The following is a 26996-nucleotide window of genomic DNA, read 5'->3' as shown; positions in this document are numbered from 1 at the left end:
TTGACTCAAAATAAGCTAAGTAAAACCAATTGATTATGAACACAAAAAAAAACATTCGAACAAAAATGTATCTGTTTACAGCTTTGCTTTTTATGGCAATCTTATTAGGAAGCTGTAAAAAAGAAGAAGCTGTAAATTATGCAGATATTACGACAGAAGGCGAAATGAATGCCGAACTCACCTCACCGCCACTTGTACCCAAACCAGTTGGCGACCGAAAAGCCATGAAGCTTAAGCTTAATATGGAAATTAAAGAGCAGGAAGGCACTATGACCGATGGCGTAAAATACACCTACTGGACATTTGGCGGTTCTGTTCCAGGAAGTTTCATCAGAACCCGTGTGGGCGATGAAGTAGAATTTCACCTAAAAAATCATCCCGATAACAAATTGCCTCATAACATCGATTTGCATGCAGTAACGGGACCAGGCGGTGGAGCAACATCGTCTCTTGTAGCTCCGGGACATGAAAAAGTATTCAGTTTTAAAGTAATTAATCCGGGATTGTACGTGTACCACTGTGCGACAGCTCCTGTGGGAATGCACATCGCCAACGGTATGTACGGATTGATTTTGGTGGAACCAGAAGGCGGACTTCCGCCAGTTGACAAAGAATACTATGTAATGCAGGGTGATTTTTACACTCAAGGTGAATACGGAGCAAAAGGTCTTCAACCGTTTGACATGAATAAAGCAGTTAAGGAAACTCCTGATTACGTAGTATTTAATGGAAAAGTAGGCTCATTAACCAACGGAAACGAATTGACTGCCAAAGTTGGAGAAACTGTACGTTTATTTGTGGGTAATGGCGGACCAAATTTGGTTTCTTCTTTCCACGTAATTGGCGAAATATTTGACAATGTGCATGTTGAAGGCGGAAGCACAATCAACAAAAACGTTCAAACTACTTTGATTCCGGCCGGAGGCGCCGCAATTGTTGACTTTAAAGTAGAAACTCCCGGAACTTTTATTTTGGTTGATCACTCCATTTTTAGAGCATTTAACAAAGGAGCATTGGGAATGCTGAAAGTAGAAGGAAACGAAAACAAAAACATTTATTCTGGAACGATTCAAGAAGGTATTTACCTGCCTGAAGGCGGAACAATCCAGAAAATGCCGGGCAATAAGACCGTAAAAGTTGAAGTGCCAAAAAGAACGCTAGACGAAAAGATAAAAATTGGTAAAGAAATTTTTGGAACTACCTGTTTTGCCTGTCATCAATCTGAAGGACAAGGAATTCCGAGCACCTTCCCTCCTTTGGCAAAATCAGATTATCTGAATGCCGATTCTAAACGTGCCATCAACACTATTTTACATGGTTTAACTGGAGAGATTAGTGTTAACGGAAAAAAATACAACAACGTTATGCCTGCTCAAAATTTATCTGATGACGAAATTGCAAACGTTTTAACTTATATCTACAGCAACTGGGGCAATAATAAAACAGAAATTACACCTGAAATGGTTAAAGCTCTAAGATAACAGCAATTTTTCAGTATGAAAAAAAACATTTTCATCTTTACTTTTTTCTTGATGTCTGCAGGAATACTGCAGGCTCAGGAAATTGGAATGGTTCACGTAAAAGAGGGCTCGTTTGTCCCTCTTTACGGAGCCTCCTCCAAAAAACCTGTCTTTGTGCCTTTTTTTTATCTTGATATTTATCCGGTTACGAATAGTGATTTCCTAAAATTCATTAAAAAAAATCCAGATTACAGCAAATCTAAAATCAAAAGGATTTTTGCAGAAAAAAGTTATTTGTCCTATTGGAGAAGCGACTATGACTTTGGAACTGCCGATCCGAAATCGCCCGTTACCAGCGTGTCTTGGTTTGCAGCTAAAAAATACTGCGAATGCCAAGGAAAACGTTTGGCAACAATGGATGAATGGGAATATGCAGCGATGGCAGATGAAAAAAGAACAGATGCCCGAACTAAAAAAGAATTTAACGAATATATTTTGTCCTGGTATGAAAAATCCAAAACATACGAAAACCCAATCGGACAAACTTTTAAAAATTACTGGGGAATTTACGACATGCACGGTCTGATCTGGGAATGGACAGCCGATTTCAACAGTATTTTTTTATCAGGAGAATCTAGAAAAGACAAAAGCAATGATAAGAATTTGTTCTGCGGAAGCGCTTCTGTAAACGCAACAGATTTAATGGATTATGCCGCTTTTATGCGATACGCTTTTAGAGGTAGTCTGAAAGCACAGTATGCTACAAGAAATCTTGGTTTTAGATGTGCCAGCACGACAAAACCTAAAATCTAATTTAAATGAATTAACAATGAAAAAAATAGTATTCGTTTTCTCTCTTTTATTTTCATTATACAGTTGCAAAGATGCTGATAAGAAAGAAATTAAAGCAGAAACAAAAAAAGAAATCAGCGATTTATCCATTTACAATCTGCCTTCTAAATGGACAACACAGGATGGAAAAAACATCGAATTAAAAGATTTTAGAGGCAATGTTTTAGTAATGGTGATGATTTATACCAGTTGTAAAGCTGCTTGCCCAAGATTAGTAGCCGATATGCGAGATATAGAATCCAAACTTGATAAAAACACAAAACAAAATATAAAATTGATTTTGGTGAGCATCGATCCTAAAACTGACACTCCTGAAAAGCTGAAAACTTTTGCAATTGAAAATCATATGAATAAGGAACCATGGACTTTCCTTCGTTCTACAGAAGAAAACACTCGTGAATTTGCTGCTGTTTTAGCTGTAAACTACAAAAAGATCTCGCCGATAGATTTTTCGCATTCAAATATTATAAGTGTTTTTAACGAGGCCGGAGAATTGGTATTTCAGCAGGAAGGTCTAGGAGTTAATAATGAAAAAACGATAGAAGCAATAAATCAGGAAGCTGGAAAAATATAGTTTTAATATTTTTATTAGTTGAAAACAAGAGCAGATTTAGCCATGAATCTACTCTTGTTTTTTTATTTAAATCTGACTTCTATCATTAAATCTATGATTTAGAAAAAGTTTGACTTCCTATAAGGTTTTTGAAACCTTACAGGAAGGAAAATTTATTATAGAGATCATCATTAAAACCAATCCTAAAACCAAAAATATGCTCAATATCAAAATACTTTGAAAATATCCAGGAAGAGTTCCTTCTCCAGAAAAGAAAAACCAGCCTTGCAGAAACAATAAAATTTCGGTTGCAATATATCCTAAAATAAAACACTTCATTCCTATTTTTAATGTTGAAGAATCTACTGAAAGCATTTTATTATGAAGCAAGATTCCAAACAAAAATCCGGTTATGATTCCCAAAGTGGTTAAGTGAATAAAGCCAATTACAAAATTTCTGACTTGATGTGAAACTTCAGCTAAATTTGGAAAAATAGTCAGCAATTGAATTCCGATTTTCAGAAATAAAGAACACAAAGCCAAACCGTAAACTATTTTCGTGGTTTTATCTAAAGTACTTTTGAAATGATTTATTTGTGGCTTAAGCATTCTATAGAAATAAATAAAAGCGCCTAATTGAAACAAAACTCCTAGAGCGTTTATATAAGTCAAAACATTATTTTCTACAAACCAGCGAACAGGAAATGCAACTGTCAAAATTGTAGAAATAATCATCAAAAAGTAAAATTTCCTAAACTTTATCTCATCAATTTTGTCTTTAAATTGCTTTAAAAACAAAGCTAAAATTGCCAATATAAACCATCCGTTAAATTGAAAATGAAGAAAAAATTGAATCGCAATCTGATAAAAAGCACTTTGTTTTCCTAATGTACTAACCGCTGGACCCAAACACCAAACTCCACAGGTTGACAAAATCATAAACAGAATTGAAGTCAATAAAAGTTTTTGCGAGGGTGATTTATCTTTGGAACAATCTTTCCAAACCAAACGACAAAAAACATAACTCAGCAAAATATGCATTGTTGAAAAAATAATCGAAAACAAAGCATATCCCTGAATCGGAAAAGCAATCATCATTCCGATTACCGAAAACTCCGTCAGCCAAAACAAACGATTATAAATTGGTTTCTGGCTTTTTTCTTTCGGAATAAAAAAATGAATAACCAAAACATACACAATCAAGTAAACCCAACCCAACATCGCAACATGCGAATGCGCATGAAGCAGAAAGCTATAGTTTAGAAAATCTATTGGAACGAGATACATAAACCGCATTAACAATCCGAAAACACAGGCAATCAGAAAATTAAAAAAACAACAGCCTATCCAAGCTTTTTGAGAATTCATATTGTGCAATTTTAAACATATAAAATTAAATAAACCATATAAGCAATATAAGTTCACTTCAGCAAAACTTATAATTTCTTATATTAGTTATAAGGTTTAAAACTTAACTTTATGTTTTTTACTTTTTAAGCAAAACTCATTGTTAAAATAATAAAAAACACCGAAAACATACTGGACGTTTATCGGTGTTTCTCCACATAAAGATTTATTGTTCTACTTCAGCAAATTCCTTTTCGAGCAGAACGGCCTTTGGAAACAAAATATTATTTTCCAAATGAATATGTTTGTGCAAATCTGCTTCAAACTCCCTAAGCATGGCAAAAGTTACTCTGTATGTTGTACAGGCATCTGCTGGCGGCGTGTAATTGTTGGTCAATTCGGCGATTTCTCTAAAACGTTCGCCTTCATTATCGTGTTCGTACATCATCATCGCAATCGGATTGGAAACGCTTCCAAAAGATGGCTGATGCAAAATACCATCGGTTTCTTTCATTTTGGTCATTCTTTTCACAAAAGGAAACAAAACCAATTCTTCTTTTTTCATATGTTGCGCCAATTCGCCTGCACAACCTGTAAACAATTCATTGATTCTGAATAATTCAGGATGATTGGCTCCATGAACTTTACACAATTTATCTAAAAAAGATAGTAAAACATTCGTTTTTTCTTCCACATAACGATGATGCGTTTTTTCGATATAATCTGCCAATAAATCTAAAGGCCAGGAATTGAAATCGATACTTCCGTTATTTTCTGATTGTACAACCTGAAGCACATTTTCCAATAAAATATCCGCATCAATATGCTGTTTTTCGCAAACTTCGGTAACGGTTCGGTTTCCTTTGCAACAAAAATCAATTTTATATTTTGAGAATACTGCTGCGGTTCTAAAATCTTCGGCTACAAATGATCCTATCGTTTTGTTTTTTAAATTTTCCATGATAATCAATATTAAATTTGTTTTTATTTTTTGTTTTTTAATGTGAGTTCAAATACAAACCAAGCCATTGTAATGAATCCGATTCCGAAGATTGAATCTCCAATTGCACGAAGCCATTTTAAGGTAATCATTGCCGGCTGTTGCATTAATTCTGACGAACGAGCGTACCACATTCCGTGATTGATGCTTTCAATTGCCTGCCAAACTCCGATTGGTAATAAACTCAGAATTGCCATTAGGAATAAACCAATATTTAAAGACCAAAAAGTGATTTTTAGCAGTTTGGTATTCCAGCTTACATTTCGGTATAAACTTCTCAATACAAAAAGAACTAAACCAATTCCTAGCATTCCATAAACTCCGAATAAAGCAGTATGACCGTGTAAAGGCGTTGTATTTAAACCTTGAACATAATAAAGCGCGATTGGCGGATTAATGATGAATCCGAAGATTCCGGCTCCGAGGAAATTCCAAAACGCCACAGAAATCATAAAGTAAATTGGCCATTTGTAATCGGCAATCCATTGCGTTGATTTAGAGATTTTATAGTTTTGATACGCTTCAAATCCGATTAAAGTTAAAGGCACAACTTCTAAAGCGCTGAATGTCGCTCCCAAAGCCATAATTGCCGTTGGTGTTCCAGAGAAATACAAATGGTGAAATGTTCCTAAAATACCTCCAGCCATGAATATGATTGTTGCAAAAAGCACATTTAAAGTCGCTGTTTTCGTTTTTAGTAATCCCAAACGAACGAACAAAAACGCGATTACAACTGTTGCAAATACTTCGAAGAAACCTTCAACCCAAAGATGAACAACCCACCATCTCCAGTATTCGGCAATCGCTAAGTTGGTTTGTCTTCCCCACATTAATCCTGCTCCATAGAACATTGCAATCGCCGAACAAGAAACCAAGAACAAAATGATTAGGTTTTTCTCTTCTGTTTTTTTCTTTAAAACTGGAATCAAAGGGCGAACCATTAAAGCCAGCCATAAAAACAATCCAACCAAAAGGAAAATCTGCCAGAAACGGCCTAAATCAACATATTCGTAACCTTGATGACCAAACCAGAAGTTTTGTACTAAATTCAGTTTCTGCATTACACCAAACCATTGTCCGGCCATTGAACCTAAAACAATGATTAAAAGTGCGATAAACAAGAAGTTAATTCCAAAACATTGAAATTTGGGATCTTTTCCAGAAACCGCTGGCGCAATATACAATCCGGTTGCCAGCCAAGCTGTTGCAATCCAGAAAATTGCCAATTGTGTGTGCCATGTACGCGTTACCGCATAAGGCAGGATTTTGTCAATCGGAATTCCGTACAAACCATTTCCTTCTACTCCGTAATGCGCTGTAATAATTCCGAAGATCATTTGCAAAACCATCAGCAAACTCACAATCCAAAAATATTTGGTCACCAATCCCATCGATTTTGTTTTTCCTTGCTTGATGATTGGATCTTCTTTTGGAAGCGGAAATTCTTCTTCCTCACCAGATTTTGCATGATAAAAAACTAGAATTCCGACACTCAATATCAGTAGAATAATACTAACTCCCGACCAAGCTAAAAGTTCTGTGGTTGCTACATTCCCTACCAAATCATCTGCTGGCCAATTATGAGTATATGAAATATCAGCATTAGGACGATTGGTAACCGTTGCCCAAGTTGCCCAGAAGAAAAAAGCATTCATCTTATGCATTCTTTCCGCATCCTTAATCGAGTTTTTCGGAATAGCGTATTCTTCTCTCAATTTATCAAACTGAGGATCATTCGTAAAAAGACCTTTATAGTATTCGCTCAAATTTTCTATTGCCGCAACTCGGTTTTCAGAAATCGTAAGAATACCTGTGTCAACATTATAGCGGTTGGTTCTCAAATCTTTCTGCAAACGAATTTTTAACGCTGATTGTTTTTCGTCATCAAGCTCTTCGAACTTTTTCTTAAAATCATTTTGAGCGTAAATATCCAATATAAAAAGCGCTTCTCTGTGGAGCCAGTCTGCTGTCCAATCTGGAGCTACATAAGCGCCGTGCCCCCATATAGAACCCACTTCCTGACCACCAATACTTTGCCAGATATTCTGTCCGTCTTTTATTTCATCTTCTGAAAAAATAACTTTTCCTGAATCCGAAACAATTTCTTTTGGCACAGGCGGTGCCTGCTGGTAAATTTCATAACCATAATAACCAAGTACTGCAAAAGAGACAGTCATTACTAATGCAAAGACTATCCATAATTTTTTTTCTCTTTTCATCTTTACTTCAATTCAATAAAAGACAATTTTATCTTTTATTAGTTTTTAAAAAAACTCCAATCCTTAAATCAGAGTTTTTTGTTATTTATTCAACAATCAAAACGCCTTTCATCATGGCTACGTGGCCTGGAAAAGAGCAGATAAATTTGTAAGTTCCTTTTTTATCGATTGTAAATTCGATTGTATCTTCTTCTCCTCCGCCTAATAATTTAGTATGAGCGATAATTGAAGCTTTTTCAGATTCCGGAATATAATCAGTTGCTTTGGCATCGTTTGCTTTTAAGGCAAAATTGGCTTCATCTGTACCTTCTTGTAGAATAACCAGATTGTGTCCCATTGCTTCTTTCGGAATTTTTCCAACATGTTTCAATGTTAGTTTTATTGGTTTTCCAGCAACCGCTTTAAGTTCGTTTGTATTAAACTGCATTTGGTCATTTCCTTCAATAACTAAAACATTTTCTTCAGCTACTGGAGCTGCTACGCCCTCTGTAGAAGTTTCAGTCGTATCTGCCGGCTCTCCAATTTGACCGTCTTGTTTTTTTCCACATGAAGTAATAGTTAAAAATCCCATAAGGATTAATGCCGAAATTTTGGTTTGTGTATTCATTTTTGATATGTATTTGATTTAATTTGTATTCAATGTTTTAAGAAAAAAATCTCCAGATTTAACTCCCAAAGCCAGCTGTTCTAGGGTTGTTTTAGAAAGCATTTCGAGAAGCAAGCCTCGTATCTTTTTAAATTCGAAGTGAACGGGACATGGATGTTGTTCTGAGCATTCTTTCAGGCCTATTCCACATCCTCTGTAAATCTTGTCGCCGTCGATTGCATCTACTATCTGAATTAGTTTTATTGTTTTTAATGCTTCTGCAGAAACTTCAAAACCTCCTCCTACTCCTTTTGCAGAATGAATGATTCCGTTCTTTGTCAAGATCTGCATAATTTTGGCTGTAAAAGGTTCGGGCGAGTCAATTTCTTTCGCCACATCTTTTATGCCGACTCTAATCCCTTTTGAGGATTTAGTTGCAATAAAAATTGAAGCTCTGATTCCGTACTCACACGCTTTTGAAAACATATAACTGTCGATTAATTTGATACAAATGTATTTCTTTTTTATATAAAAGACAAATTTATCTTTAATTAAATTTCGCAGGAAAGAAATCCTTATTTATAACCAAAATAATTTAGCTCAGAACCTACATTATCGGAGATAAATTCATATAAAAACCAATTTTAATTTTAACTTTGAAAGTACCTAATTTTTAATAGCTAAAAAATGCCGTTAACCAACTCTAGAGATTTAAAACTAGCTGTTCTGATTGATGCCGATAATGTACCTTACAGTAATGTAAAGGGAATGATGGAGGAAATTGCAAAACTTGGAACGCCTACCACAAAACGAATTTATGCCGATTGGACAAAACCAAACGCAAACGGCTGGAAAGGAGTTTTGCTTGAACATGCCATTACGCCTATACAGCAATACAGTTATACCGTTGGAAAAAATTCTTCAGATTCTGCCTTGATTATTGATGCGATGGATTTGCTTTATTCAGGAAAACTGGATGGATTCTGTATTGTCTCAAGCGACAGCGATTTTACCCGTTTGGCTGTGCGATTACGAGAATCCGGAATGAAAGTAATTGGTATTGGAGAAAAGAAAACACCTAATTCATTTATTGTTGCCTGTGACCGATTTATTTATATTGAGGTTTTAGATGGAGCAACTCAAAAGAAAAAACCAAAAGTAGTTGCCGCCGATACCAAAAAACCTGTTGAAAAACCTGCTGAAAAAGCGCTTCATAAAATTGACAAACAAACCATCGAGCTTATTGAAGCTACTATTGAAGATATCGAAGACGATGATGGCTGGGCTTTTCTTGGCGATGTAGGAAATCTTATTGTAAAGAAAAAACCAGAATTTGACCCCCGAAATTATGGTTTTTCCAAGCTTACGCCAATGCTAAAATCATTAACCGATATTCTTGAAATTGATGAACGCGAATCAGACAAAAAAGGCATTAAGCATGTTTATGTACGACTTCGGTTCAACTAATTAATTTTTATTACTATTATATTATTTTAAAGACATGAGAAAAAAATTCTTTATTTACGGATTCTTACTCTTTCTAATTGTTGCCGCAATTTACTACCAATTCAAAGTTGGCATTTTGCTCTTAGTTTTGCTTCCGATACTTCTAATTATTGGATTGTATAATGCCGTTCAAGAAAAACATGCTATTTTAAGAAACTTTCCTGTTCTAGGCTATTTCAGATATTTGTTTGAAATGATTGCACCAGAAATTCAGCAGTATTTTATCGAAAGATCTACAGATGGAAAACCTTTTTCAAGAAATCAGCGTTCATTAGTTTATCAAAGAGCCAAAAATATTGACTCGAGCACACCTTTTGGAACGCAATTAAACTTAAATACAGAGAATTATGAAGGAATAAAACATTCTATATTTCCTGCAAAAGTTAATGAAGAACTGCCACGTGTCATAGTGGGTGGAAAAGACTGCAAACAGCCTTATTCAGCTTCTTTATTTAATGTTTCTGCAATGAGTTTCGGTTCCTTGAGCGAACATGCCGTTCGTGCCATCAATATCGGTGCTAAAAAAGGAAATTTCTACCAAAATACTGGTGAAGGTGGTTTGACCGAATTTCACTTAGAAGGTGGCGGCGATATCACCTGGCAAATTGGAACAGGATATTTTGGATGCCGAGATGCTGAAGGAAATTTTAGTCCAGAAAACTTCAAGGAAAAAGCCAATCTTCCAAATGTAAAAATGATTGAGATTAAGCTTTCACAAGGTGCAAAACCAGGACATGGAGGCGTACTTCCGGCTGCTAAAAACACAGTGCAGATTGCAAAAATAAGAGGCGTTGTGCCTCATACCATGATTCTTTCTCCTCCTGGTCATCACGCTTTTTCTGATGCAAAAGGACTGATTCATTTCATTAAACAACTACGTGACTTATCCAACGGAAAACCAATTGGATTTAAGCTATGTATCGGAAATACGGCCGAATTTGAAGCCATTTGCCAAGAAATGATAAACGAAGACACTTATCCAGATTTTATCACTGTCGATGGCGCTGAAGGTGGAACTGGCGCTGCTCCTCTAGAATTTGCCGATGGTGTCGGAATGCCTTTTGAACCGGCCTTAATTTTTGTCAACAAAACGCTGGTTCGATTAGGAATAAGAGATAAAATGCGAATCATAGGAAGCGGTAAAATTATCTCGGGTTATTCTATTTTGCATGCCGTAGCCCTTGGAGCCGATATGTGTAACAGTGCGCGAGGATTTATGTTTTCTTTAGGATGTATTCAAGCTTTACGTTGCCATAATAATGAATGCCCAACTGGAGTTGCAACCCAAAACAAGATGCTTATGAAAGGGCTTGTTGTAACAGACAAATCGGATCGTGTGTATCATTTCCATAAAAATACGCTTCATGCTGCAAACGAACTTTTGGCAGCGGCAGGAAAAAACAGTTTTGCAGATGTCGATATCAATATATTTATGCGTGGAGATGAATTTGCCAGTTTATCCGACAGTTATTTCCCAGATAATCTAAAAAACGTTACTCAGTTTTCTTAATTAAAAAAGCCTCTTTTAAAATTAAAAGAGGCTTTTTTAATAGTGTAATTTTATACCATATTAAAGTTTTGCAGTTTCTTTATTTTCTTCTTTAGCGCCTTCTAAAACGGCTAATTCCTGTTTATCTACCAGTTGTTGAGCAAGAATGACATTATTATAGGCTAAAAAATAAACGTCAAAACTTACTCCTTCATCAATTAATTCTGTCGAAATCTGATTATTTTTTATCATTTCTTTCAACAAATCAGGAAATGATTCCTTATAAGCCTGTTTGTTGGCATCGTTTTCTTCGAGATTTGTCTCAATCCTGATTTCGATTTTGTTGTCATTTAAAAAAGCCTTTGCTGCTGTACTTGTGATGCCATGCCCTTTTATCGAAGACGAATTGTTGTAATTACTAACATGCTCCTGAATTTTCTGTTTGGTATTTTTACAGCTCACCAAGAATAATGCAAAAGCAAATGCAAATGCGATTTGGGTAATTTTTTTCATAAATTTTTGGTTTTTAGGTTATTTTTTAACTCAAACATAATAAACTTATAAGATAAAAACAATAATAAATTACAAAAACCACTTCATAATTATTTGAATTTAAAACAATTATAAGCATTAAAACCTAAAAAATGTAAGAATGCGAGAGTATGTTTTTCAGGAAGAAAATGTTTCAAAAACCAAAAAGTCTCGCTAATTTAAATCAGCGAGACTTTTTAAATGTAAGAATATTTTTTAGTACTGTTTTAACAGTCATTTATTCTTTTAGATGCTCTGAAATAGTTTCTTTGGTGACAATTTCTTTTATAAAAACGGTATTATCGGCCGCCAAATAATATAAGTCGAACTGTACGCCTTCATTTACCAATTCTTTAAATGCTGGCGTTTTAAGATTCAGCTCTTTTAACACTTCCGGAAATACTTTTTCGGCTTCTTTTTTATTAACCTCATTTTGTTCTAAACTAGTTTCAAAACGAAGTTCAATCTTATTATCATTAAGATATCCTCTCGCGGTTGTCAGTGTTACATGAGGTGCCTTAAAGCTTGAAGCAGCGGCATTATAAGCTGGAACAAATTCCTGAAGTTTTTGTTTGGTGTTTTTACAGCCCACCATCAATACTATAATTGAAACTGCAAATAATATTTTGATACATTTTCTGCTCATTCTTACTGTTTTAAAATTGAAATAATTTCTAAAATTACTTTTTTTCTTTCATATTCTGAGTTAAAAAAGCTAAAGCTCTGTCTTGTAACTTTTCTTTTGTGAGGACATCGCTTTCAAATTCGAAGAAAGTATGAAGATCTGCATCTACATTCTTAAAACACAAAGCATAACCATTGAATCTCTTGTTGTTTTTCACAATTTTATAAGAAACGACTTTGGTGTTATCTATTGTATTTTCTAATTTATACTTCTGTAGCTTACTGATATGCTTCACCGCTTTAAAATTTTCCTCAAGATCTCCTTTTGCTTCAAAATCATGAATGAAAAAATTCAAATTATCTGGCGCCTTAAAAGCATAATGCAGCGAATCATCGTGAGCGTTCTGAAAATAATATTCTTTCGGAATTTTAATTTGAGTCTTAATATCAATTAAAAGCAAAGTATCTTTTTCTAATTTCAATAGCCCATAATCGTCTCTCTCCATGGCATTGAGACTGTCAAGCCCCAAATACGACTTATACATTATATCTTTTGAGATTGATTTCTGACCTACCTTAAGATCAGTTTTATTCCATATCAAATCTCCTTGCTTAAACTCGACATCCCTTATATTATTCTGTCGGGGAGCATAACTGTCTGCTGAACAAGTGTATAAAAGTCTGATTATTGCAAAAGCCGCCAGTCCAAAACTTAATAAAAACTTTCCTGATGATGATCCTTCACTCATAACTTACTAAGGTCTTTTTCGGTTAAAACAAAACTGTTAAGTTCATTACCTTCTGCATCGTAATATTCGTATTTTATATTGGTCACTCCAAAACCTTTTACAAAGCCAATTATTTTTTTTAATTCGGTATTTCTTAGCAGACTTTCTTTAATTAAGGGGTTTGAATCTTTGTTTTTTAAAACAACAGCCATTTCTTCTGGCACCTCCATTTTATAAACCAACTGATTGTTCTCTGTCGAATAAATTTTCAGCACCCTTGTTCCATCAGAATTTTTGATTGGCATATTTTTATTCATTACAGCCAAAGCTTGCTGCAATTTTGCGCTAGGTTCACTTAAGGCTTCAAGTGGAACATCGGTAATATTCTCCTTATTTTTTAAAAGTTCTTCCATCTCTTTTTTATCAATTTTAAACGAGGCAAGAGAAGAGTGATCTAATGCCAGAAAATTGATTTGAAAAACCACTCCTTCTTCTATTAGTTTTTTGGTGTGGCGATCTTTTATTATGGTTTCTTTTAAAAGAGAGGGGAATATTTTACCGTAAAGCGACTTATTATCTTCATTCTGCTCAACAGTGGTTTCCATTGTAATCTCAATTTTTTTCTCTTGCAAAAATGCCTTAGCATTTGTAGAACTGATTACCTGATTACTGAAATTTGATGCTGAATCATTATAATCTTTAACAAATTTCATAATCCTTTCATTGGTACTCGTACAGCTTGCCATTAATAATAAGACGATAACTGCAGATAAGATTTGGGTAGTTTTTCTAATCATTAGGTTTTCTTTTAATGTAAATATCTGCAACAAACATAATTAATAAAAATGCTGTTCGCCAGCTTATTTGTTTTATTATTTAATTAACTAAACCACTCTGCACTGAAAGTACAGAGGTTTGTTTGACGAGAGACTGAAAGTCTCTCAATTTTGAAAACTTTTTATCAAAACTAAAAAAGTCAAAAGATTATATTTTTTCGCATTACTAAAGTACTGCAATAAATTGCAGGGTTTTAAACCCGAATCTGAGACCAATAAACTCTTCGATTATGTAGATTTTTAAAAAATCAACTTGACAGAAAACCTAGAGAGGTAAAACCTTTATAGATTTAAACAACAAGACAAATAAAAAAGCTCCCACGCAGCGACCTATATTATTTCGAAAAATATGTCACTCCGCTGGAGCTTTGCCTTACAAACATTTTATTCTTTTTTAAAACTATTTTATTTTCTGAAGCCTTAAAAGCGCTTCCAAGTAATAATAATCGGCATAGTTTATCGAGCAGTCAATTTCGCTTCCAGCAGGTTTATGACCAGTTGCATGCAATAAAAATGCAGAATTAATGTCACGACTCTGGTAATTCTCCGAAAGCGAAACAACCATTTTTTTCGATTTTTCAAGATATTCATTTTTAAGCTTTTTATCTTTGGTATAGGAACTCAATTCCAAAAGCGCAGAAGAAACTATAGCCGCTGCCGACGCGTCTCTTGGTTCATTTGGAATGTTTGGAGCATTAAAATCCCAATACGGAATCAAATCTTCTGTAGTCAATTTATCTAGATAAACTCTTGCCAATTTATGAGCAAAATCTAAAAACTTAGGGTCTTTTGTTTCTCGGTAAACCATTGTAAATCCATAAATAGCCCATGCCTGTCCGCGAGCCCACATACTTTCGTCGCTGAAGCCTTGAGCTGTCTGTCCTTTTATTTTTTTTCCTGTCTCAAAATCATAAATCAAAACATGATACGAGGTATAATCTGGCCTGAAATGATTTTTCATCGTTGTTTCGGCATGTTTGACCGCTATATCATAAAGCGTTTTACTACCTCCATTTTTAGATGCCCAGAAAAGCAGTTCAAGATTCATCATATTGTCAATAATAGTATTATGCCCGCCAAATTTATTATGAGGCCAGGACTGAATCGTACCGACTTTCGGATTAAAAAGCGTTGCCAAAGTATCAGCAATTTTTAGAACAATCTCCTTGTACTCTTTGTTTTTTGTCAACCGATATCCATTTCCGAAACTGTTAAAAACCTGAAAACCTAAATCGTGATCAGCGGCCTTGATTACTGATAATGGAGTCAAGAAACGAGTAAACTTATCCGCTTCTTTTTCCCATTTTTTGTCTTTTGTCGCTTCGTACAAATACCATAATTCTCCAGGCCAGAAACCGCTTGTCCAGTCTTTGTAATTTACAAATTTCCATTGCGAACTTCCATTCGGAACTGTTCTTGGAGAAGTCCCGTCATTTGGAATCACTTCCAATGTTTTTGAAGCCTGTTTTGCACAATAATCAATTTGTTTTTGAATATCAAACGAATTTCCTTTTTGCGAATAGCCTTGATTTACAACCAAAAGCAAAGCAACAAATGAGGTAAAAAATCTTATAATCATGTGGTTAGTTTTTGTGTAGATAGCTGTTGAAGTGATAAATTTATGAAATAAAGCATATCTATATGATTCTTTGTATTTTTGTGTGACTAAAAATGTACAAATTTTTCTAATTCAACGTAACTTGAAGAAATCCAGAATCCAATATTTCATTCTTTTTTTACTGACCATTTTTACTGGTATTCTTTCAAGAAAAATTTCATTCGTTCCTTTGTGGATTGGGGATTTTCTTTATGCAGTCATGATTTATTTTTTAGTTCGGATTTTATTTCCAAAAAAAAATATTTCAACTGTAATACTACTTTCGCTTTTAATCTGTTATAGTATTGAGTTTTTGCAACTTTATCAAGACGAATGGATTATCAGATTAAGAAAGACAATTTTTGGACGTTATGTACTAGGACAGGGCTTTTTATGGTCTGACATTCTAGCTTATACATTTGGAATCTTATCTATTTCTTTTATCGAAAAAATTATTTTAAAATATAAAAAAGTATGAAACTCGTTTTTGCATCAAACAACAAAAATAAAATAGCCGAAATTCAAAGTATGCTTCCAGAAAGTATTCAGATATTAAGTCTTGAAGAAATCGGCTGCCTAGAAGAAATTCCTGAAACTGCCGAAACTATTGAAGGAAATGCTATTCTGAAAGCAGATTATGTAACTCAGAAATATGGTTATGATTGTTTTGCAGACGATACCGGACTAGAAGTAACAGCACTAAACGGAGCGCCAGGCGTGTATTCTGCAAGATATGCAGGCGAACAGAAGAATGCTGACGACAACATGAACAAGCTTCTGCAAGCCTTGCAAAACCAAGAAAACCGCAGCGCACAGTTCAAGACCGTTATTGCCTTAAACTTAGATGGAAAACAATTTTTGTTTACCGGAATTGCAAAAGGAAAAATTATAGCCGAAAAAAAAGGAACAAATGGTTTTGGATATGACCCCGTTTTTCAACCGGAAAATTTTGCTGAGACCTTTGCAGAACTGCCTTTAGAAACAAAAAATACGATTGGTCATCGAGGAAAAGCCGTTAACCAACTAATTGATTTTCTGAATAGCACAAAATAATTGTTTAAAATACAACAATTTAGGACTGATTTTTTAGATTTCACGACGTCTTTTTTGTTTAATTTATTGGGATTGTCTGAAAAATGATTTTAATGAAATCGTAACTTTTTGATAATCAAATCACAACAAATACATAATTATTAAATAAGCATTAGTTTATCTGAATAATTAACAGTAATTTTGCACCCTATTTTAAAAATACATATGAACAAATTTGAACAATTAGGATTGAATGAATCGTTACTGAAGGCGATTTTAGATCTAGGATTTGAAAATCCGTCAGAGGTACAGGAAAAGGCGATTCCCCTATTATTGGAAAAAGACACGGATATGGTTGCGTTGGCTCAGACAGGGACAGGGAAAACGGCAGCTTTCGGTTTTCCGTTAATCCAAAAAATTGATGCTGACAACAGAAATACACAGGCATTAGTTTTATCGCCAACACGCGAGTTATGTTTGCAGATTACTAACGAGCTTAAAAACTACTCAAAATACGAAAAAGGTATAAATGTAGTAGCAGTTTACGGAGGAGCTAGTATAACAGAACAAGCAAGAGAAATAAAAAGAGGAGCGCAAATTATTGTGGCAACTCCAGGAAGAATGCAGGACATGATTAACAGAGGTTTGGTAAACATTAAAAACATAGATTATTGTGTTCTTGATGAGGCTGACGAAATGTTAAACATGGGATTTTATGATGATATCGTATCAATCTTATCGGATACTCCAGACGAAAAAAGTACTTGGTTGTTTTCTGCAACAATGCCTCAGGAAGTGGCAAGAATTGCAAAACAATTCATGAGCGACCCTTTAGAAATCACTGTTGGAACTAAAAACTCAGGTTCTTCTACGGTTTCTCACGAATTTTATTTAGTAAATGCACGCGATCGTTACGAAGCTTTAAAACGTTTAGCAGATGCTAATCCAGATATTTTTTCTGTAGTTTTCTGTCGTACAAAAAGAGACACACAGGCTATTGCTGAGAAATTAATCGAAGACGGATACAGCGCGGCTGCATTGCACGGAGATTTGTCTCAAGCACAACGCGATGGTGTAATGAAATCTTTCCGTGGAAGACAAATCCAAATGCTTGTGGCTACAGACGTGGCTGCACGTGGTATTGACGTTGACAACGTAACGCACGTTGTAAACTATCAATTACCTGATGAAATCGAGACTTACAACCACCGTTCTGGTCGTACAGGTAGAGCAGGAAAATTAGGAACTTCTATCGTAATCGTTACCAAAAGCGAATTGCGTAAAATTTCTTCTATCGAGAGAATCATCAAACAAAAATTCGAAGAAAAATCTATTCCATCTGGAATCGAAATCTGCGAAATTCAGTTATTGCACTTAGCAAACAAAATTAAAGATACTGAGGTTGATCACGAAATTGATAACTATTTACCAGCAATCAACAATGTTCTTGAAGATTTATCTAAAGAAGAATTGATTAAGAAAATGGTTTCAGTAGAATTTAACCGTTTCATCACGTATTACAAAAAGAACAGAGATATTTCTACTCAATCTACTGGTGAAAGACGCGAAAGAGGCGATTCTGAAGGAAGAGAATTCAATAATAACGGCGCTGTTCGTTACTTTGTAAACATCGGTTCAAGAGATAATTTTGACTGGATGTCATTAAAAGACTACCTAAAAGAAACTTTAGACCTTGGACGTGACGACGTTTTCAAAGTTGATGTAAAAGAAGGTTTCTCATTCTTTAATACGGATCCGCAGCATACTGATAAAGTAATGGATATCTTAAACAACGTTCAGTTAGAAGGACGTCGTATTAATGTTGAAATTTCTAAAAACGACGGAGGCGGAAGACGTGATCACAACAACCGTGGCGGAAGACGTGATTCTTCAAAAAGAGACGGTAACTTTGCACCAAGACGCGAAGGTGGTTTCAGAAGCGACAGAAATTCTGGTTCTAAAGAAGGAGGTTTTAGAAGTGACAGAAACTCGTCTTCTCCAAGAAGAGAAGGTGGTTTTAGAAATTCAGGTTCTAGAAACGAAGGTGGTTCTGAAAGAACTTCAAGACGTTCTGAAAACTTTGGCGATAGCCCAAGACCAAGAAGATCTAGAAGAGATTAATAATTCAATTTCTTAAAATACAAAATCCCAAATTCCAAACATACCTGGAACTTGGGTTTTTTTTATGCCTAGAATTCTATTCTCCCTAAATGAGTTTTGCAATCCAAAACAATATAACGCAATCCTTTCTTATCCTTTTTATTTAATAGAAAAAGCAATACCAGTGCCTTTGTTAATTTTCTTATAATTAAATTCCAAGACTACGAGATATTTAATCCCGATTTACTACTTTTAGAACTTTAAATCAGGATATGAAATATTTCGCAGTTTTCTTTTTTATACTTCTAGCAAACATAGGCTTTTCGCAAGAAACACAGTCAAATGTTCCTCAAAGAGTTTCGGGTTATATTATTAACGACAACAGTAAACAGCCACTTTCAGGTGTAAACATCATTAACACCAATAAAGTGCGCGGTGCAAAATCTGATGAAAAAGGATATTTTGAAATAGATGTTCAGGTAAATGACACGCTACATTTCTCTATTTTAGGTTTTCAGTCACTTAGAATCAGAGTGACAAATGACTGGATAAAAAACAAAATAACCAGAATTCAGCTTACTGAAAAAGCAATTGCACTTGAAGAAGTTGTAATTGCGCCTTTTAGTTTGACTGGCTATCTGGAAATTGATTCTAAATTAATTCCAACAAAAGAAAACTATCGCTACAGCATTTCTGGTCTTACTCAAGGTTATGAAGCCGGAGAATATGCTCCAAATGCTTTTGGAAAAGTCCTCGGATCTATTTTCAACCCCGCTGATATGCTCTATAATTTCTTTGGGAAAAACGGAAAAGAGCTCAAAAAATTAAAGGAAATGAAAAAAGACGATACCGTTCGCACGCTTTTAGAATCCAAATACGATCGTGAAACCGTGGCTGTCTTATTAGGAATAACGAAGGATGAAATTCCGGAAATCATGCATCGTTGCAATTATTCTGATGCTTTTATTCAATCGGCAAACGACCTTCAGATTATGGACGCCATCAGCGCTTGTTATGAACAATATAAAGTTTTGAAACGCAATTAAGTTTGAGTAATCAGTGATTAGTTTTTTAGTGGTCAGTGTTAAAAAGTGATCAGCCTTTTAGTGGTCAAATACGAAATAAAAAAAGAGAAAGCAATCAATAGATTGCTTTCTCTTTTTTTATAGTAGTGTTTTATTTCAATGCACAGCAACTGAACACTAAAAAAACCCGAACACTGACCACTTTACTTAACCGGTATACTAGAAAGAATTTCTAATAAAAATTTCCAGAATTTCTGAGAAGAAGCAATACTCGCTCTTTCATCTGGGGAATGTGCACCGTGAATTGTTGGCCCGAAAGAAATCATATCCATTCCTGGATAGTTGGTTCCTAAAATACCGCATTCTAAACCAGCATGACAAGCCACAACTTTTGGTTTTTCGTTATTTTGTTTTTCATAAATTCCAACCAAAGTATCCAATATTTCAGAGTTTACGTTTGGTGTCCAGCCTGGATAAGAACCCGAAAGTTCTACTTCGCAACCTACAAGTTCAAAAGCAGAGCGCAACGCATTTGCCAAATCAAATTTTGAGGATTCTACAGAAGAACGAGTCAGACATCCAATTGAAATTTCGCCGTCTTTTATAATCACTCTTGCAATATTATTTGAAGTTTCGACTAAATCTTCCATATCTGCACTCATTCGGTAAACACCATTATGAGCTGCATAAATAGCTCTGATGATTCCTTCCTGAACGCCTAAATCCATTACGCTTTCTGGAAGATCGCTTTTTACGATTTCGATTGTAAGATTTGGCTCAGTAGTTTTAAATTCTGTTTTGATATCATTAATGATCTCCTGCATATCAAAAAGATACGCCTCATCAAACATTTCAGAAATAATTACTTTGGCCACACTTTCTCTCGGAATTGCATTTCGTAAACTTCCTCCATTTATTTCAGCAACCTGCAGTCCAAAATTTTCAAAACCATCAAAAAGAAGACGATTCATGATTTTATTTGCATTTCCTAAACCTTTATGAATATCCATTCCCGAATGTCCTCCGTTTAAGCCTTTTACGGTAATTGTATATCCAACAGAACCTTCTGGAACCTCTTCTTCATTGTAGGCACGAGTTGCTGTTACATCTATTCCTCCAGCGCATCCAATATCAATTTCGTCGTCTTCTTCGGTATCCAGATTCAATAAAATCTGACCTTGCAGAATGCCACCTTTTAAGTTTAAAGCTCCCGTCATTCCAGTTTCTTCGTCAATTGTAAACAAAGCTTCAATTGCTGGATGCTGAATGTCTTTACTTTCTAAAACTGCCATAATCGCAGCTACCCCTAACCCATTATCTGCACCAAGCGTGGTTCCGCGTGCGCGAACCCAATCTCCGTCTACATACATGTCAATGCCTTGAGTATCGAAATCAAAAACAGTATCTGCATTTTTTTGATGCACCATATCCAAATGCCCTTGCATTACGATTGGTTTGCGATTTTCCATTCCCGGAGTGGCCGGTTTTCTGATGATTACGTTTCTGATTTCATCCTCAAAAGTTTCTAAACCTAAGCTGTTTCCGAAGTTTTTCATAAACTCGATTACACGCTCTTCTTTTTTGGAAGGACGCGGAACAGCATTCAAATCTGCGAATTTATTCCAAAGTACTTTTGGTTCTAGATTTCTTATTTCTTGACTCATTATATTTTGTTTGACGTTTAACAATTAAGAGCCTCAAAGTTACAAAGTTTAAACACTTTTTTGCCACGAATTTCACAAATTAGCACAAATTATAATGGTTCCAAAGTTCTATCTAATTAATCAATTAGTGAAGATTCGTGCAATTTGTGGCTAACTTCTTTTTATATTTACTTATCCAAAAAAATTACTGTGAAATCAAAATACATTTTACCCTTATTCCTTTTAGTTCAAATCATTTTTTATAAAATACTTCCGTTTTTTCCGGATTTCATCGAAGGCTTTTACAGCAATAATTTGTTTGTTAGAATTTCGCATTTTTCTAGGAGTATTTTGGGGAAAATTCCGTTTTCTGTTGGCGATTGCATTTATGCTGTTTTAATCCTTTCCATAATAGGCTGGTTTTGGAAAATCAGGAAAACATGGAAGACAGATTGGAAAGACCATTTCTTAAAAATCTTAGGCAAAATTGCTGTTTTTTATTTCTTCTTTCACCTTCTTTGGGCTTTCAATTATTATCGTGTGCCTCTTTATCAGAAAATGGAAATCAAAAGAGAATATACTGATGCCGATCTTTTAGCTTTTACTAAAAGGCTAATTACAAAAACCAATGAAATTCAGTTTAAAATCACAAAAGATAAAAACAAAAAAATCAGTCTTCCTTATTCTCAGAAAGAAGTTTTTAAGTTGAATTTAAATGGATATAATAATTTAGCCAAAGAGCATTCTTATTTTGCATACGAAACTCTAAGCGTTAAAAAATCATTATTCAGCGTACCACTGACTTATATGGGTTTTGGAGGATACTTAAACCCTTTTACCAATGAAGCCCAAGTAAACGACTTACTGCCAATGTATTCTTTTCCGCTTACGGCATCTCATGAAATGGCGCACCAAATAGGTTTTGCAAGTGAGAACGAATGCAATTTTATAGGCGTTTTGGCTTGTGTAAAAAACGACAATTTGTATTTTGAATATTCGGGATATAGTTTTGCCCTGCGTTATTGCCTTGGAATCTGGAAGTTTAAAAATGAAAAGGTTTTTGAAGCTCTAAAAAAACAAGTAAATCCGGGAATTTTAAAAAATTATCAAGAAAGTCAGGATTTCTGGAAAAAATACGACACTTTTATTGATGAAGGTTTTCATTTTTTGTATGATAATTTCTTAAAATCAAACAACCAAAAAGACGGAATGGAGAGCTACAGCAAGTTTATTGATTTGATGATTAACTATTATCGAGAAAGAGAATTTTGATTATGATGAATAAAAAAATGCTTGACAGAGTTTAGAAATCTATCAAGCATTTTTTTATTGAATTTATGGAATCACCTCTACTTCTATTCCTGAATTCCAGTTCTTGTCTTCTCTTTCGTAATACAAATATGCAGAAGAAGCAATTCCTTTATATTTACCGGGAACAATGGCTTTAAAATCTATATTTATTTTTCTAGTTTCTTTTGCATTTAGTTTTCTGAAATAAAAGACCAGTTCGTTACCAAAAATCTCATAATAATCTGCCGCATTTTTTTCGACCAGCACCTTGAGTTGCCAAGGTTCTGGTGTCAATCCGCCTGGAATTCCGATTCTAATAATCGGATTTGAAACCTCTTGATTGGCAGTATTTTCAATTTCAATTTCAACGCGTACCGTTTCACTGATTTTGACCTTTTCAGTTGTCGTTTTCGTTTTTAAAAGCAATTTGCATTGTTTTGAATTATCTGGTGTGAAAGTATGGTACTGCACAGAAAACAAATACGGAACATTTTCAACAGTTGATTTCAATGAAAAATTGTTTTTCCCCGGATTAACTTTTAGATTCTTTAGCATTACATTCCCATTCAGATCTTTCTGCGTTAAATCAACAGATTCGTTATTCAAATACAATTCAGGTTTATCTACAACTTCAGTATTCTTACTTATTTTCGTGAATTCTCCGATTAGTTTCAAGGTCAAGGCTGTTGCTTGAGTAGAACCAAATCCGTAGCTGGTTTTGTTGGTTTGCAGATAATCCAAAATTTCTGAAAACTCTTTGGTAATCTCTTTCTCTTTTAAAATTGCCAGTCCGTAAAGTGCTGCTATTTCAATATTCATTGATTTTCCGCGACTGTAGACTACAGATTGTTCTGCTTCTAAATTTCTTATGCCTTTTTTGTTAACTTCAGCCCTAATCAAAGTCATAAGTTTTTTGTACTCATCTATTTTTTTTAGATTAAAAGAAGCTAGAGCTGTCAAAGTTAAGCGATACAAATCATTGCTTTTTAAAGCTTCCTGTAAAGCTGCTTGATACTGTTTTTCTACATCAATACCGCCTATTTCTGACAAAACATAAACGATGTAAGCATTATTAACTTCATATTTTACTCCTGAAAAGCCATATTTGGCATGATTCATTTTAAAACCACCTTTATCATCTTTTCTCGAGTTTATCCATTCCAGCGTACGAGTTATCATAGCTTGATCTACATTAATGAACTCTTTCATTTCATAAAACTGTAATAAACCGTAGGCAGTCAAGGCTTCATTTCCGGGATTTCCTCCATACCATTCAAAACCTCCACCCCTCGACTCATAGTTTTTTAATTTCTTATATCCCTTTTCTAAAAATCCCAAAGCTTTTATCTTAAAATCAGGAGAAACATTTTTGAGTTTTGACAATTGCATTACCATAATATTGGGATAATTGGAAGATGAAACCTGCTCAAAACAGCCATATGGCTCACGAATCATACTTTCAAGACCGTCAAAAATGAATGAAAACGGATTGTGAAATAATTTAAAACCACCTTCAATAGTACTTACTAGCGGATCTGAAATCACAAAATCTACAGCTTGAGATTTGGATCCAGAAAGGTCAAAATTCTTCGGAAAACCTTTAAAATAAACATCAATAGACTTTTTGATTTTGGCTTTAAAATTTTCCCCACTAACCGTAATTTCTAAAGGCTGATTCTTTCCAACCTTTTCAGCAGAAAACGAAATTAAAACTGTTCTTGATTCATTTGCCTTCAGCTCAATTACCGAATTTTGAAACTCAATTTTTTGTCCATTCAACAAAGCGCCGTTTTCTAATTTTACATTTTTATCGGAATTATTTTTAAGCCAAAGCGGAATCCTTACAAAATCTTCTTGCGAAACATAAACCGGTACCTTTACATCAGTCTGAATCAGGTCTTTTACCGCATATACAGCTTCTGCTTTGCCTAAATCTCCTTTGTAAGACGTTCCTTCTGCCAAAATTTTAAAAGAAGTATTTTCATCCGAATTATAAAACTCAAAAGCTGCAGTACCGTTGTTATTGGTTTGAACAACAGAATTCCAGTACAGACAACTTCTAAAATCTGTTTTTTCTTCGGCAATTACTGTTTTATATTTTGGCACATAAAAATTGTCTGCCTCATTTATTTTTCTTCCGTTTGCTTTGTTAATATGCTGCAGTGTATAATGGTAATTTTTCCCTAAGAGAATTTTTCCTAAATACAATTTATTTTTTGTGGTCACTAAAATTACGCCATTTACAGCTGCAGAACCATAAATAGAAGTCGCATTTGCATCTTTTAAAACTGTTACAGATTGTATGGCGCTTGCAGGCAAACTACCAAAAATAGAAGAATTTTCATTATCGGTATACGGAATTCCATCAATAACAATTAAAGGTTGACCGCCAGATCTGCTTCCGTAAATAGAGCTCAAGCCCCTGATCATAACTTTTTCGGCTCCCGATACTTGTCCCGACGATTGCGAAATCTGAACTCCACTTACCCTGCCGCTGATACTGTTTGCAATTTCCTGACTGGTAATACGAACAACAGAACCTGTAAGCGAGCTTCTATTTAAAGAGCCGTAACCAGCCGTAACTATTACCTCTTGAAGTGCATTATTATCTGAATCCAAAGAAACCGAATTTCCTTTTATTAAGCCTTTATCTTTTTTACTTTCTTTTTGTTCTATGAATTTATAATCAACATTTAATGAAGAAGAATTTGAAAGTGTATCTCGCATCACTGCAAATTCTGTCTCGTTTGTAATAGAATTTTTGATTGTATATTTACGCTCACTATTTCCTTCTGCAGCCAATAAACCAAAACTTGTAAAATTGACTTTTCTAAATTCAAAATACCCGCTTGAATTGCTCTTGGTTTCATACACTTTTTCTTTATCAGTAAAAAGAAGCACTTTTACCGAAACCGGTTTTCCTTTATGATTTAAGACAAATCCTTCAATCGAATTGATTTTCTCAGGTTGCAACGTTTTGGCCAATCCTAAAAGTTTTTGAAGATTTTCCTGATTGTATTTTCGCCAACCATGCGTATTCAAAAGTAAATCTATTGCTCTTTCTCTATCTTCCTTCGTCTTGTTTTCGTCAAAATAATATCTTGGTTCGTGAATTGTACCCTTTAACTCAGAACCCAATAAAAACCAAGATAAAATATTATCCTGCTTGTCATCAATATAAGCAAGAAGCTTCGCGTCTACAACAGACACAGAAAGGCTCGACGCAATCGGATTATTATTTTTATCTTTTGTCAGAATCGAAACCTTTACTTTTTCTCTTGGCAGATAATTTTGCTTGTCTGTTTTAATTTCAATTTTAAGTCCATCCTGATAATTTAGAAAAACAAGTCTTTCTGCCGCGATTTTATCTGAAACCAAAAGCGAAAAAGACTGAATTCCGACTGGGAGTTCTTTTGTTTTTATTTCAACAGAATTCCAACCCTCCTTTAAATTTACCTTAATCGTTTTGTAAATTTTCGATGTATTGCGCACCAAAACTTTCGCATCTGTTGCTGTTGGCGAAAAGATACCCAGCGAAACACTTTCGCTTTTCTTTTGCGCATTAATCACAAAAACATTTTTTTGAGCCTCAGGAACTGCTATTTTTTCCTGCGACTGAAAAGGTGAAGTTACTACTGCAAAATATTTTTTAGCTGCATCGGTTTTCAGAAACACATTTCCCATTCCATCGTGTCCGCTCTTAAAATCGGCTATTTTGTTTCCGTCTTCATCTTCAATAAATCCAGCAGTATCCATAGGAAGTCCGAATTCATTTTTAGCAATAAAAAACAAAGACGAATTTTCGTTTTCTACCAAATGACCACTTTCTGGCAAAAATTGTAAATCGATAAAATTCAGATTAATTGGAATAGAACGTGTTACCGATTCTTTAAAATTATCATAATCAAGCATGACATTCAAAATCCCGTCATTTGATTTTAAATCTTCCGGAAGCTTAAAACTGATTATTGCTTTTCCAAAATCGTCTGTTTTTCCTACTACTGCCGAGTCTATTTTTTTTCCTTCAATAAAAACATCATATTTGAAAGTATAATTTTTAATGGGTAGACTTTCGAGATTTTTAAGTTCAAAATCGGCTTCGCAGGTTTCTCCTCTACCGTAAGCTTTTTTCTTAAAATCTAAAGTCATTAAGATTCGTGGTGCTACTACTTTCTGAACAAAAAACGTTTTCTGAAAAACAGCGTCAGACAGTTTTGTCTGCATTTTGGTATAAGCCTTTATTTTATAAAGTCCCGAAGCTTTGTCGTCAGGAATGAGATAAGATCCTGATGCCGCGGCATTTTCTATAGAATACATCTGACTCACTATTTTTTTATCGCTGCTGTCAAATATATCCACATACAGATATTCGCTCAAAGAGTTTGGGCTGTTATCAGCTTCACTTATAAAAGCTCTAAAATAAATAATATCTCCAGGCACATACAAAACATTGTTAAGCTGCAAATAAACTTTTTCGGTGATTGATTTTTTATAAACCAAATTCCAGTCTGTTTCAGCATTTTGAGCCATTAAAACTTGAAAAGCCAATAAAAATAGAAGGTATATTTTTTTCATCAT

22 protein-coding genes are annotated in these 26996 nt (G+C 34.6%); 10 read left to right on the top strand and 12 right to left on the bottom strand.

Annotated elements, in window-relative coordinates; translation table 11 throughout:
- The first annotated feature begins 35 nt into the window (after positions 1-35).
- The 3 genes from nirK to ACFFLS_RS07710 are packed head-to-tail and all read left to right on the top strand — an operon-like array spanning position 36 to position 2886.
- Complete coding sequence (nirK, locus tag ACFFLS_RS07720) at positions 36-1481, top strand: copper-containing nitrite reductase (RefSeq protein WP_379689271.1); 1446 nt, start codon at positions 36-38, stop codon at positions 1479-1481.
- 15 nt (positions 1482-1496) lie between these two features.
- Positions 1497-2273, top strand: coding sequence for a formylglycine-generating enzyme family protein (locus ACFFLS_RS07715; protein ID WP_379685954.1), 777 nt, complete (start codon positions 1497-1499; stop codon positions 2271-2273).
- Between the two features lie 16 nt (positions 2274-2289).
- A complete protein-coding gene (locus ACFFLS_RS07710) occupies positions 2290-2886 on the top strand; it encodes an SCO family protein (RefSeq protein ID WP_379685953.1) in 597 nt (198 codons plus the stop codon).
- A gap of 117 nt (positions 2887-3003) precedes the next feature.
- Here the strand turns inward: ACFFLS_RS07710 and ACFFLS_RS07705 are convergent, their stop codons facing one another.
- From ACFFLS_RS07705 to ACFFLS_RS07685, 5 genes are all read right to left on the bottom strand, one after another.
- Positions 3004-4233: a hypothetical protein gene (locus tag ACFFLS_RS07705; protein ID WP_379685952.1), complete on the bottom strand. Its 1230-nt coding sequence runs from the start codon at positions 4231-4233 to the stop codon at positions 3004-3006.
- 205 nt (positions 4234-4438) lie between these two features.
- Positions 4439-5173, bottom strand: a complete 735-nt coding sequence (ric, locus tag ACFFLS_RS07700) for an iron-sulfur cluster repair di-iron protein (RefSeq protein WP_379685951.1) — start codon at positions 5171-5173, stop codon at positions 4439-4441.
- A gap of 23 nt (positions 5174-5196) precedes the next feature.
- The gene (locus ACFFLS_RS07695) at positions 5197-7431 is read right to left on the bottom strand and encodes a nitric-oxide reductase large subunit (RefSeq protein WP_379685950.1); all 2235 of its coding nucleotides are present in this window, start codon (positions 7429-7431) and stop codon (positions 5197-5199) included.
- 85 nt (positions 7432-7516) lie between these two features.
- Positions 7517-8038 (bottom strand): azurin, encoded by a 522-nt coding sequence (gene azu, locus ACFFLS_RS07690; protein ID WP_379685949.1) that lies wholly within the window; start codon positions 8036-8038, stop codon positions 7517-7519.
- Between the two features lie 18 nt (positions 8039-8056).
- The gene (locus ACFFLS_RS07685) at positions 8057-8503 is read right to left on the bottom strand and encodes an RrF2 family transcriptional regulator (RefSeq protein ID WP_379685948.1); all 447 of its coding nucleotides are present in this window, start codon (positions 8501-8503) and stop codon (positions 8057-8059) included.
- Positions 8504-8704: 201 nt separating this feature from the next.
- Between ACFFLS_RS07685 and ACFFLS_RS07680 the strand changes: the two genes are divergently transcribed.
- Together ACFFLS_RS07680 and ACFFLS_RS07675 are read left to right on the top strand one after the other, a co-directional pair.
- The gene (locus ACFFLS_RS07680) at positions 8705-9484 is read left to right on the top strand and encodes an NYN domain-containing protein (RefSeq protein WP_379685947.1); all 780 of its coding nucleotides are present in this window, start codon (positions 8705-8707) and stop codon (positions 9482-9484) included.
- A 34-nt stretch (positions 9485-9518) separates the two neighbouring features.
- Positions 9519-11033 (top strand): FMN-binding glutamate synthase family protein, encoded by a 1515-nt coding sequence (locus ACFFLS_RS07675; RefSeq protein ID WP_379685946.1) that lies wholly within the window; start codon positions 9519-9521, stop codon positions 11031-11033.
- Positions 11034-11093: 60 nt separating this feature from the next.
- Here ACFFLS_RS07675 and ACFFLS_RS07670 read toward each other — a convergent pair whose 3' ends face one another.
- From ACFFLS_RS07670 to ACFFLS_RS07650, 5 genes are all read right to left on the bottom strand, one after another.
- Positions 11094-11525, bottom strand: coding sequence for a hypothetical protein (locus tag ACFFLS_RS07670; RefSeq protein ID WP_379689268.1), 432 nt, complete (start codon positions 11523-11525; stop codon positions 11094-11096).
- Between the two features lie 256 nt (positions 11526-11781).
- Positions 11782-12189, bottom strand: coding sequence for a hypothetical protein (locus ACFFLS_RS07665; RefSeq protein ID WP_379685943.1), 408 nt, complete (start codon positions 12187-12189; stop codon positions 11782-11784).
- A gap of 34 nt (positions 12190-12223) precedes the next feature.
- On the bottom strand, positions 12224-12916 hold the full coding sequence (locus tag ACFFLS_RS07660; protein ID WP_379685942.1) for a hypothetical protein: 693 nt from the start codon (positions 12914-12916) through the stop codon (positions 12224-12226).
- The gene (locus ACFFLS_RS07655) at positions 12913-13692 is read right to left on the bottom strand and encodes a hypothetical protein (protein WP_379685941.1); all 780 of its coding nucleotides are present in this window, start codon (positions 13690-13692) and stop codon (positions 12913-12915) included. Before ACFFLS_RS07655 ends, ACFFLS_RS07660 begins: the two co-directional genes overlap by 4 nt.
- A 439-nt stretch (positions 13693-14131) precedes the next feature.
- Positions 14132-15310 (bottom strand): glycoside hydrolase family 88 protein, encoded by a 1179-nt coding sequence (locus tag ACFFLS_RS07650; RefSeq protein ID WP_379685940.1) that lies wholly within the window; start codon positions 15308-15310, stop codon positions 14132-14134.
- Positions 15311-15548: 238 nt separating this feature from the next.
- Here ACFFLS_RS07650 and ACFFLS_RS07645 point away from each other — a divergent pair, with 238 nt between their 5' ends.
- The 4 genes from ACFFLS_RS07645 (at position 15549) to ACFFLS_RS07630 (ending at position 19506) form a co-directional block, all read left to right on the top strand.
- Positions 15549-15806 (top strand): ribosomal maturation YjgA family protein, encoded by a 258-nt coding sequence (locus tag ACFFLS_RS07645; RefSeq protein WP_379686385.1) that lies wholly within the window; start codon positions 15549-15551, stop codon positions 15804-15806.
- A complete protein-coding gene (locus ACFFLS_RS07640) occupies positions 15803-16381 on the top strand; it encodes a non-canonical purine NTP diphosphatase (RefSeq protein ID WP_379685939.1) in 579 nt (192 codons plus the stop codon). Before ACFFLS_RS07645 ends, ACFFLS_RS07640 begins: the two co-directional genes overlap by 4 nt.
- Before the next feature lie 204 nt (positions 16382-16585).
- Positions 16586-18481, top strand: a complete 1896-nt coding sequence (locus ACFFLS_RS07635; protein ID WP_379685938.1) for a DEAD/DEAH box helicase — start codon at positions 16586-16588, stop codon at positions 18479-18481.
- A 251-nt stretch (positions 18482-18732) separates the two neighbouring features.
- Entirely contained in the window at positions 18733-19506 is a 774-nt protein-coding gene (locus ACFFLS_RS07630; protein WP_379685937.1) for a carboxypeptidase-like regulatory domain-containing protein, read from the top strand.
- 182 nt (positions 19507-19688) lie between these two features.
- Here the strand turns inward: ACFFLS_RS07630 and ACFFLS_RS07625 are convergent, their stop codons facing one another.
- Positions 19689-21149 carry an aminoacyl-histidine dipeptidase gene (locus ACFFLS_RS07625; protein ID WP_379685936.1) on the bottom strand — a complete coding sequence of 487 codons (1461 nt, stop codon included), beginning with the start codon at positions 21147-21149 and terminating at the stop codon, positions 19689-19691.
- Positions 21150-21338: 189 nt separating this feature from the next.
- Between ACFFLS_RS07625 and ACFFLS_RS07620 the strand changes: the two genes are divergently transcribed.
- Positions 21339-22400 (top strand): DUF3810 domain-containing protein, encoded by a 1062-nt coding sequence (locus tag ACFFLS_RS07620; RefSeq protein ID WP_379685935.1) that lies wholly within the window; start codon positions 21339-21341, stop codon positions 22398-22400.
- 63 nt (positions 22401-22463) lie between these two features.
- Here the strand turns inward: ACFFLS_RS07620 and ACFFLS_RS07615 are convergent, their stop codons facing one another.
- Positions 22464-26996 carry a TonB-dependent receptor plug domain-containing protein gene (locus tag ACFFLS_RS07615; protein ID WP_379685934.1) on the bottom strand — a complete coding sequence of 1511 codons (4533 nt, stop codon included), beginning with the start codon at positions 26994-26996 and terminating at the stop codon, positions 22464-22466.

This window comes from Flavobacterium procerum, from assembly GCF_042431625.1.
Classification (GTDB): Bacteria; Bacteroidota; Bacteroidia; order Flavobacteriales; family Flavobacteriaceae; genus Flavobacterium; species Flavobacterium procerum.
This window is presented reverse-complemented; position numbering and strand designations above follow the sequence as displayed.

Coding starts and splice junctions, on each gene's coding strand:
- nirK (WP_379689271.1), top strand. CDS start 36: ATGAACACAAAAAAAAACATTCGAACAAAAATGTATCTGTTTACAGCT.
- ACFFLS_RS07715 (WP_379685954.1), top strand. CDS start 1,497: ATGAAAAAAAACATTTTCATCTTTACTTTTTTCTTGATGTCTGCAGGA.
- ACFFLS_RS07710 (WP_379685953.1), top strand. CDS start 2,290: ATGAAAAAAATAGTATTCGTTTTCTCTCTTTTATTTTCATTATACAGT.
- ACFFLS_RS07705 (WP_379685952.1), bottom strand. CDS start 4,233: ATGAATTCTCAAAAAGCTTGGATAGGCTGTTGTTTTTTTAATTTTCTG.
- ric (WP_379685951.1), bottom strand. CDS start 5,173: ATGGAAAATTTAAAAAACAAAACGATAGGATCATTTGTAGCCGAAGAT.
- ACFFLS_RS07695 (WP_379685950.1), bottom strand. CDS start 7,431: ATGAAAAGAGAAAAAAAATTATGGATAGTCTTTGCATTAGTAATGACT.
- azu (WP_379685949.1), bottom strand. CDS start 8,038: ATGAATACACAAACCAAAATTTCGGCATTAATCCTTATGGGATTTTTA.
- ACFFLS_RS07685 (WP_379685948.1), bottom strand. CDS start 8,503: ATGTTTTCAAAAGCGTGTGAGTACGGAATCAGAGCTTCAATTTTTATT.
- ACFFLS_RS07680 (WP_379685947.1), top strand. CDS start 8,705: ATGCCGTTAACCAACTCTAGAGATTTAAAACTAGCTGTTCTGATTGAT.
- ACFFLS_RS07675 (WP_379685946.1), top strand. CDS start 9,519: ATGAGAAAAAAATTCTTTATTTACGGATTCTTACTCTTTCTAATTGTT.
- ACFFLS_RS07670 (WP_379689268.1), bottom strand. CDS start 11,525: ATGAAAAAAATTACCCAAATCGCATTTGCATTTGCTTTTGCATTATTC.
- ACFFLS_RS07665 (WP_379685943.1), bottom strand. CDS start 12,189: ATGAGCAGAAAATGTATCAAAATATTATTTGCAGTTTCAATTATAGTA.
- ACFFLS_RS07660 (WP_379685942.1), bottom strand. CDS start 12,916: ATGAGTGAAGGATCATCATCAGGAAAGTTTTTATTAAGTTTTGGACTG.
- ACFFLS_RS07655 (WP_379685941.1), bottom strand. CDS start 13,692: ATGATTAGAAAAACTACCCAAATCTTATCTGCAGTTATCGTCTTATTA.
- ACFFLS_RS07650 (WP_379685940.1), bottom strand. CDS start 15,310: ATGATTATAAGATTTTTTACCTCATTTGTTGCTTTGCTTTTGGTTGTA.
- ACFFLS_RS07645 (WP_379686385.1), top strand. CDS start 15,549: ATGATTTATTTTTTAGTTCGGATTTTATTTCCAAAAAAAAATATTTCA.
- ACFFLS_RS07640 (WP_379685939.1), top strand. CDS start 15,803: ATGAAACTCGTTTTTGCATCAAACAACAAAAATAAAATAGCCGAAATT.
- ACFFLS_RS07635 (WP_379685938.1), top strand. CDS start 16,586: ATGAACAAATTTGAACAATTAGGATTGAATGAATCGTTACTGAAGGCG.
- ACFFLS_RS07630 (WP_379685937.1), top strand. CDS start 18,733: ATGAAATATTTCGCAGTTTTCTTTTTTATACTTCTAGCAAACATAGGC.
- ACFFLS_RS07625 (WP_379685936.1), bottom strand. CDS start 21,149: ATGAGTCAAGAAATAAGAAATCTAGAACCAAAAGTACTTTGGAATAAA.
- ACFFLS_RS07615 (WP_379685934.1), bottom strand. CDS start 26,996: ATGATGAAAAAAATATACCTTCTATTTTTATTGGCTTTTCAAGTTTTA.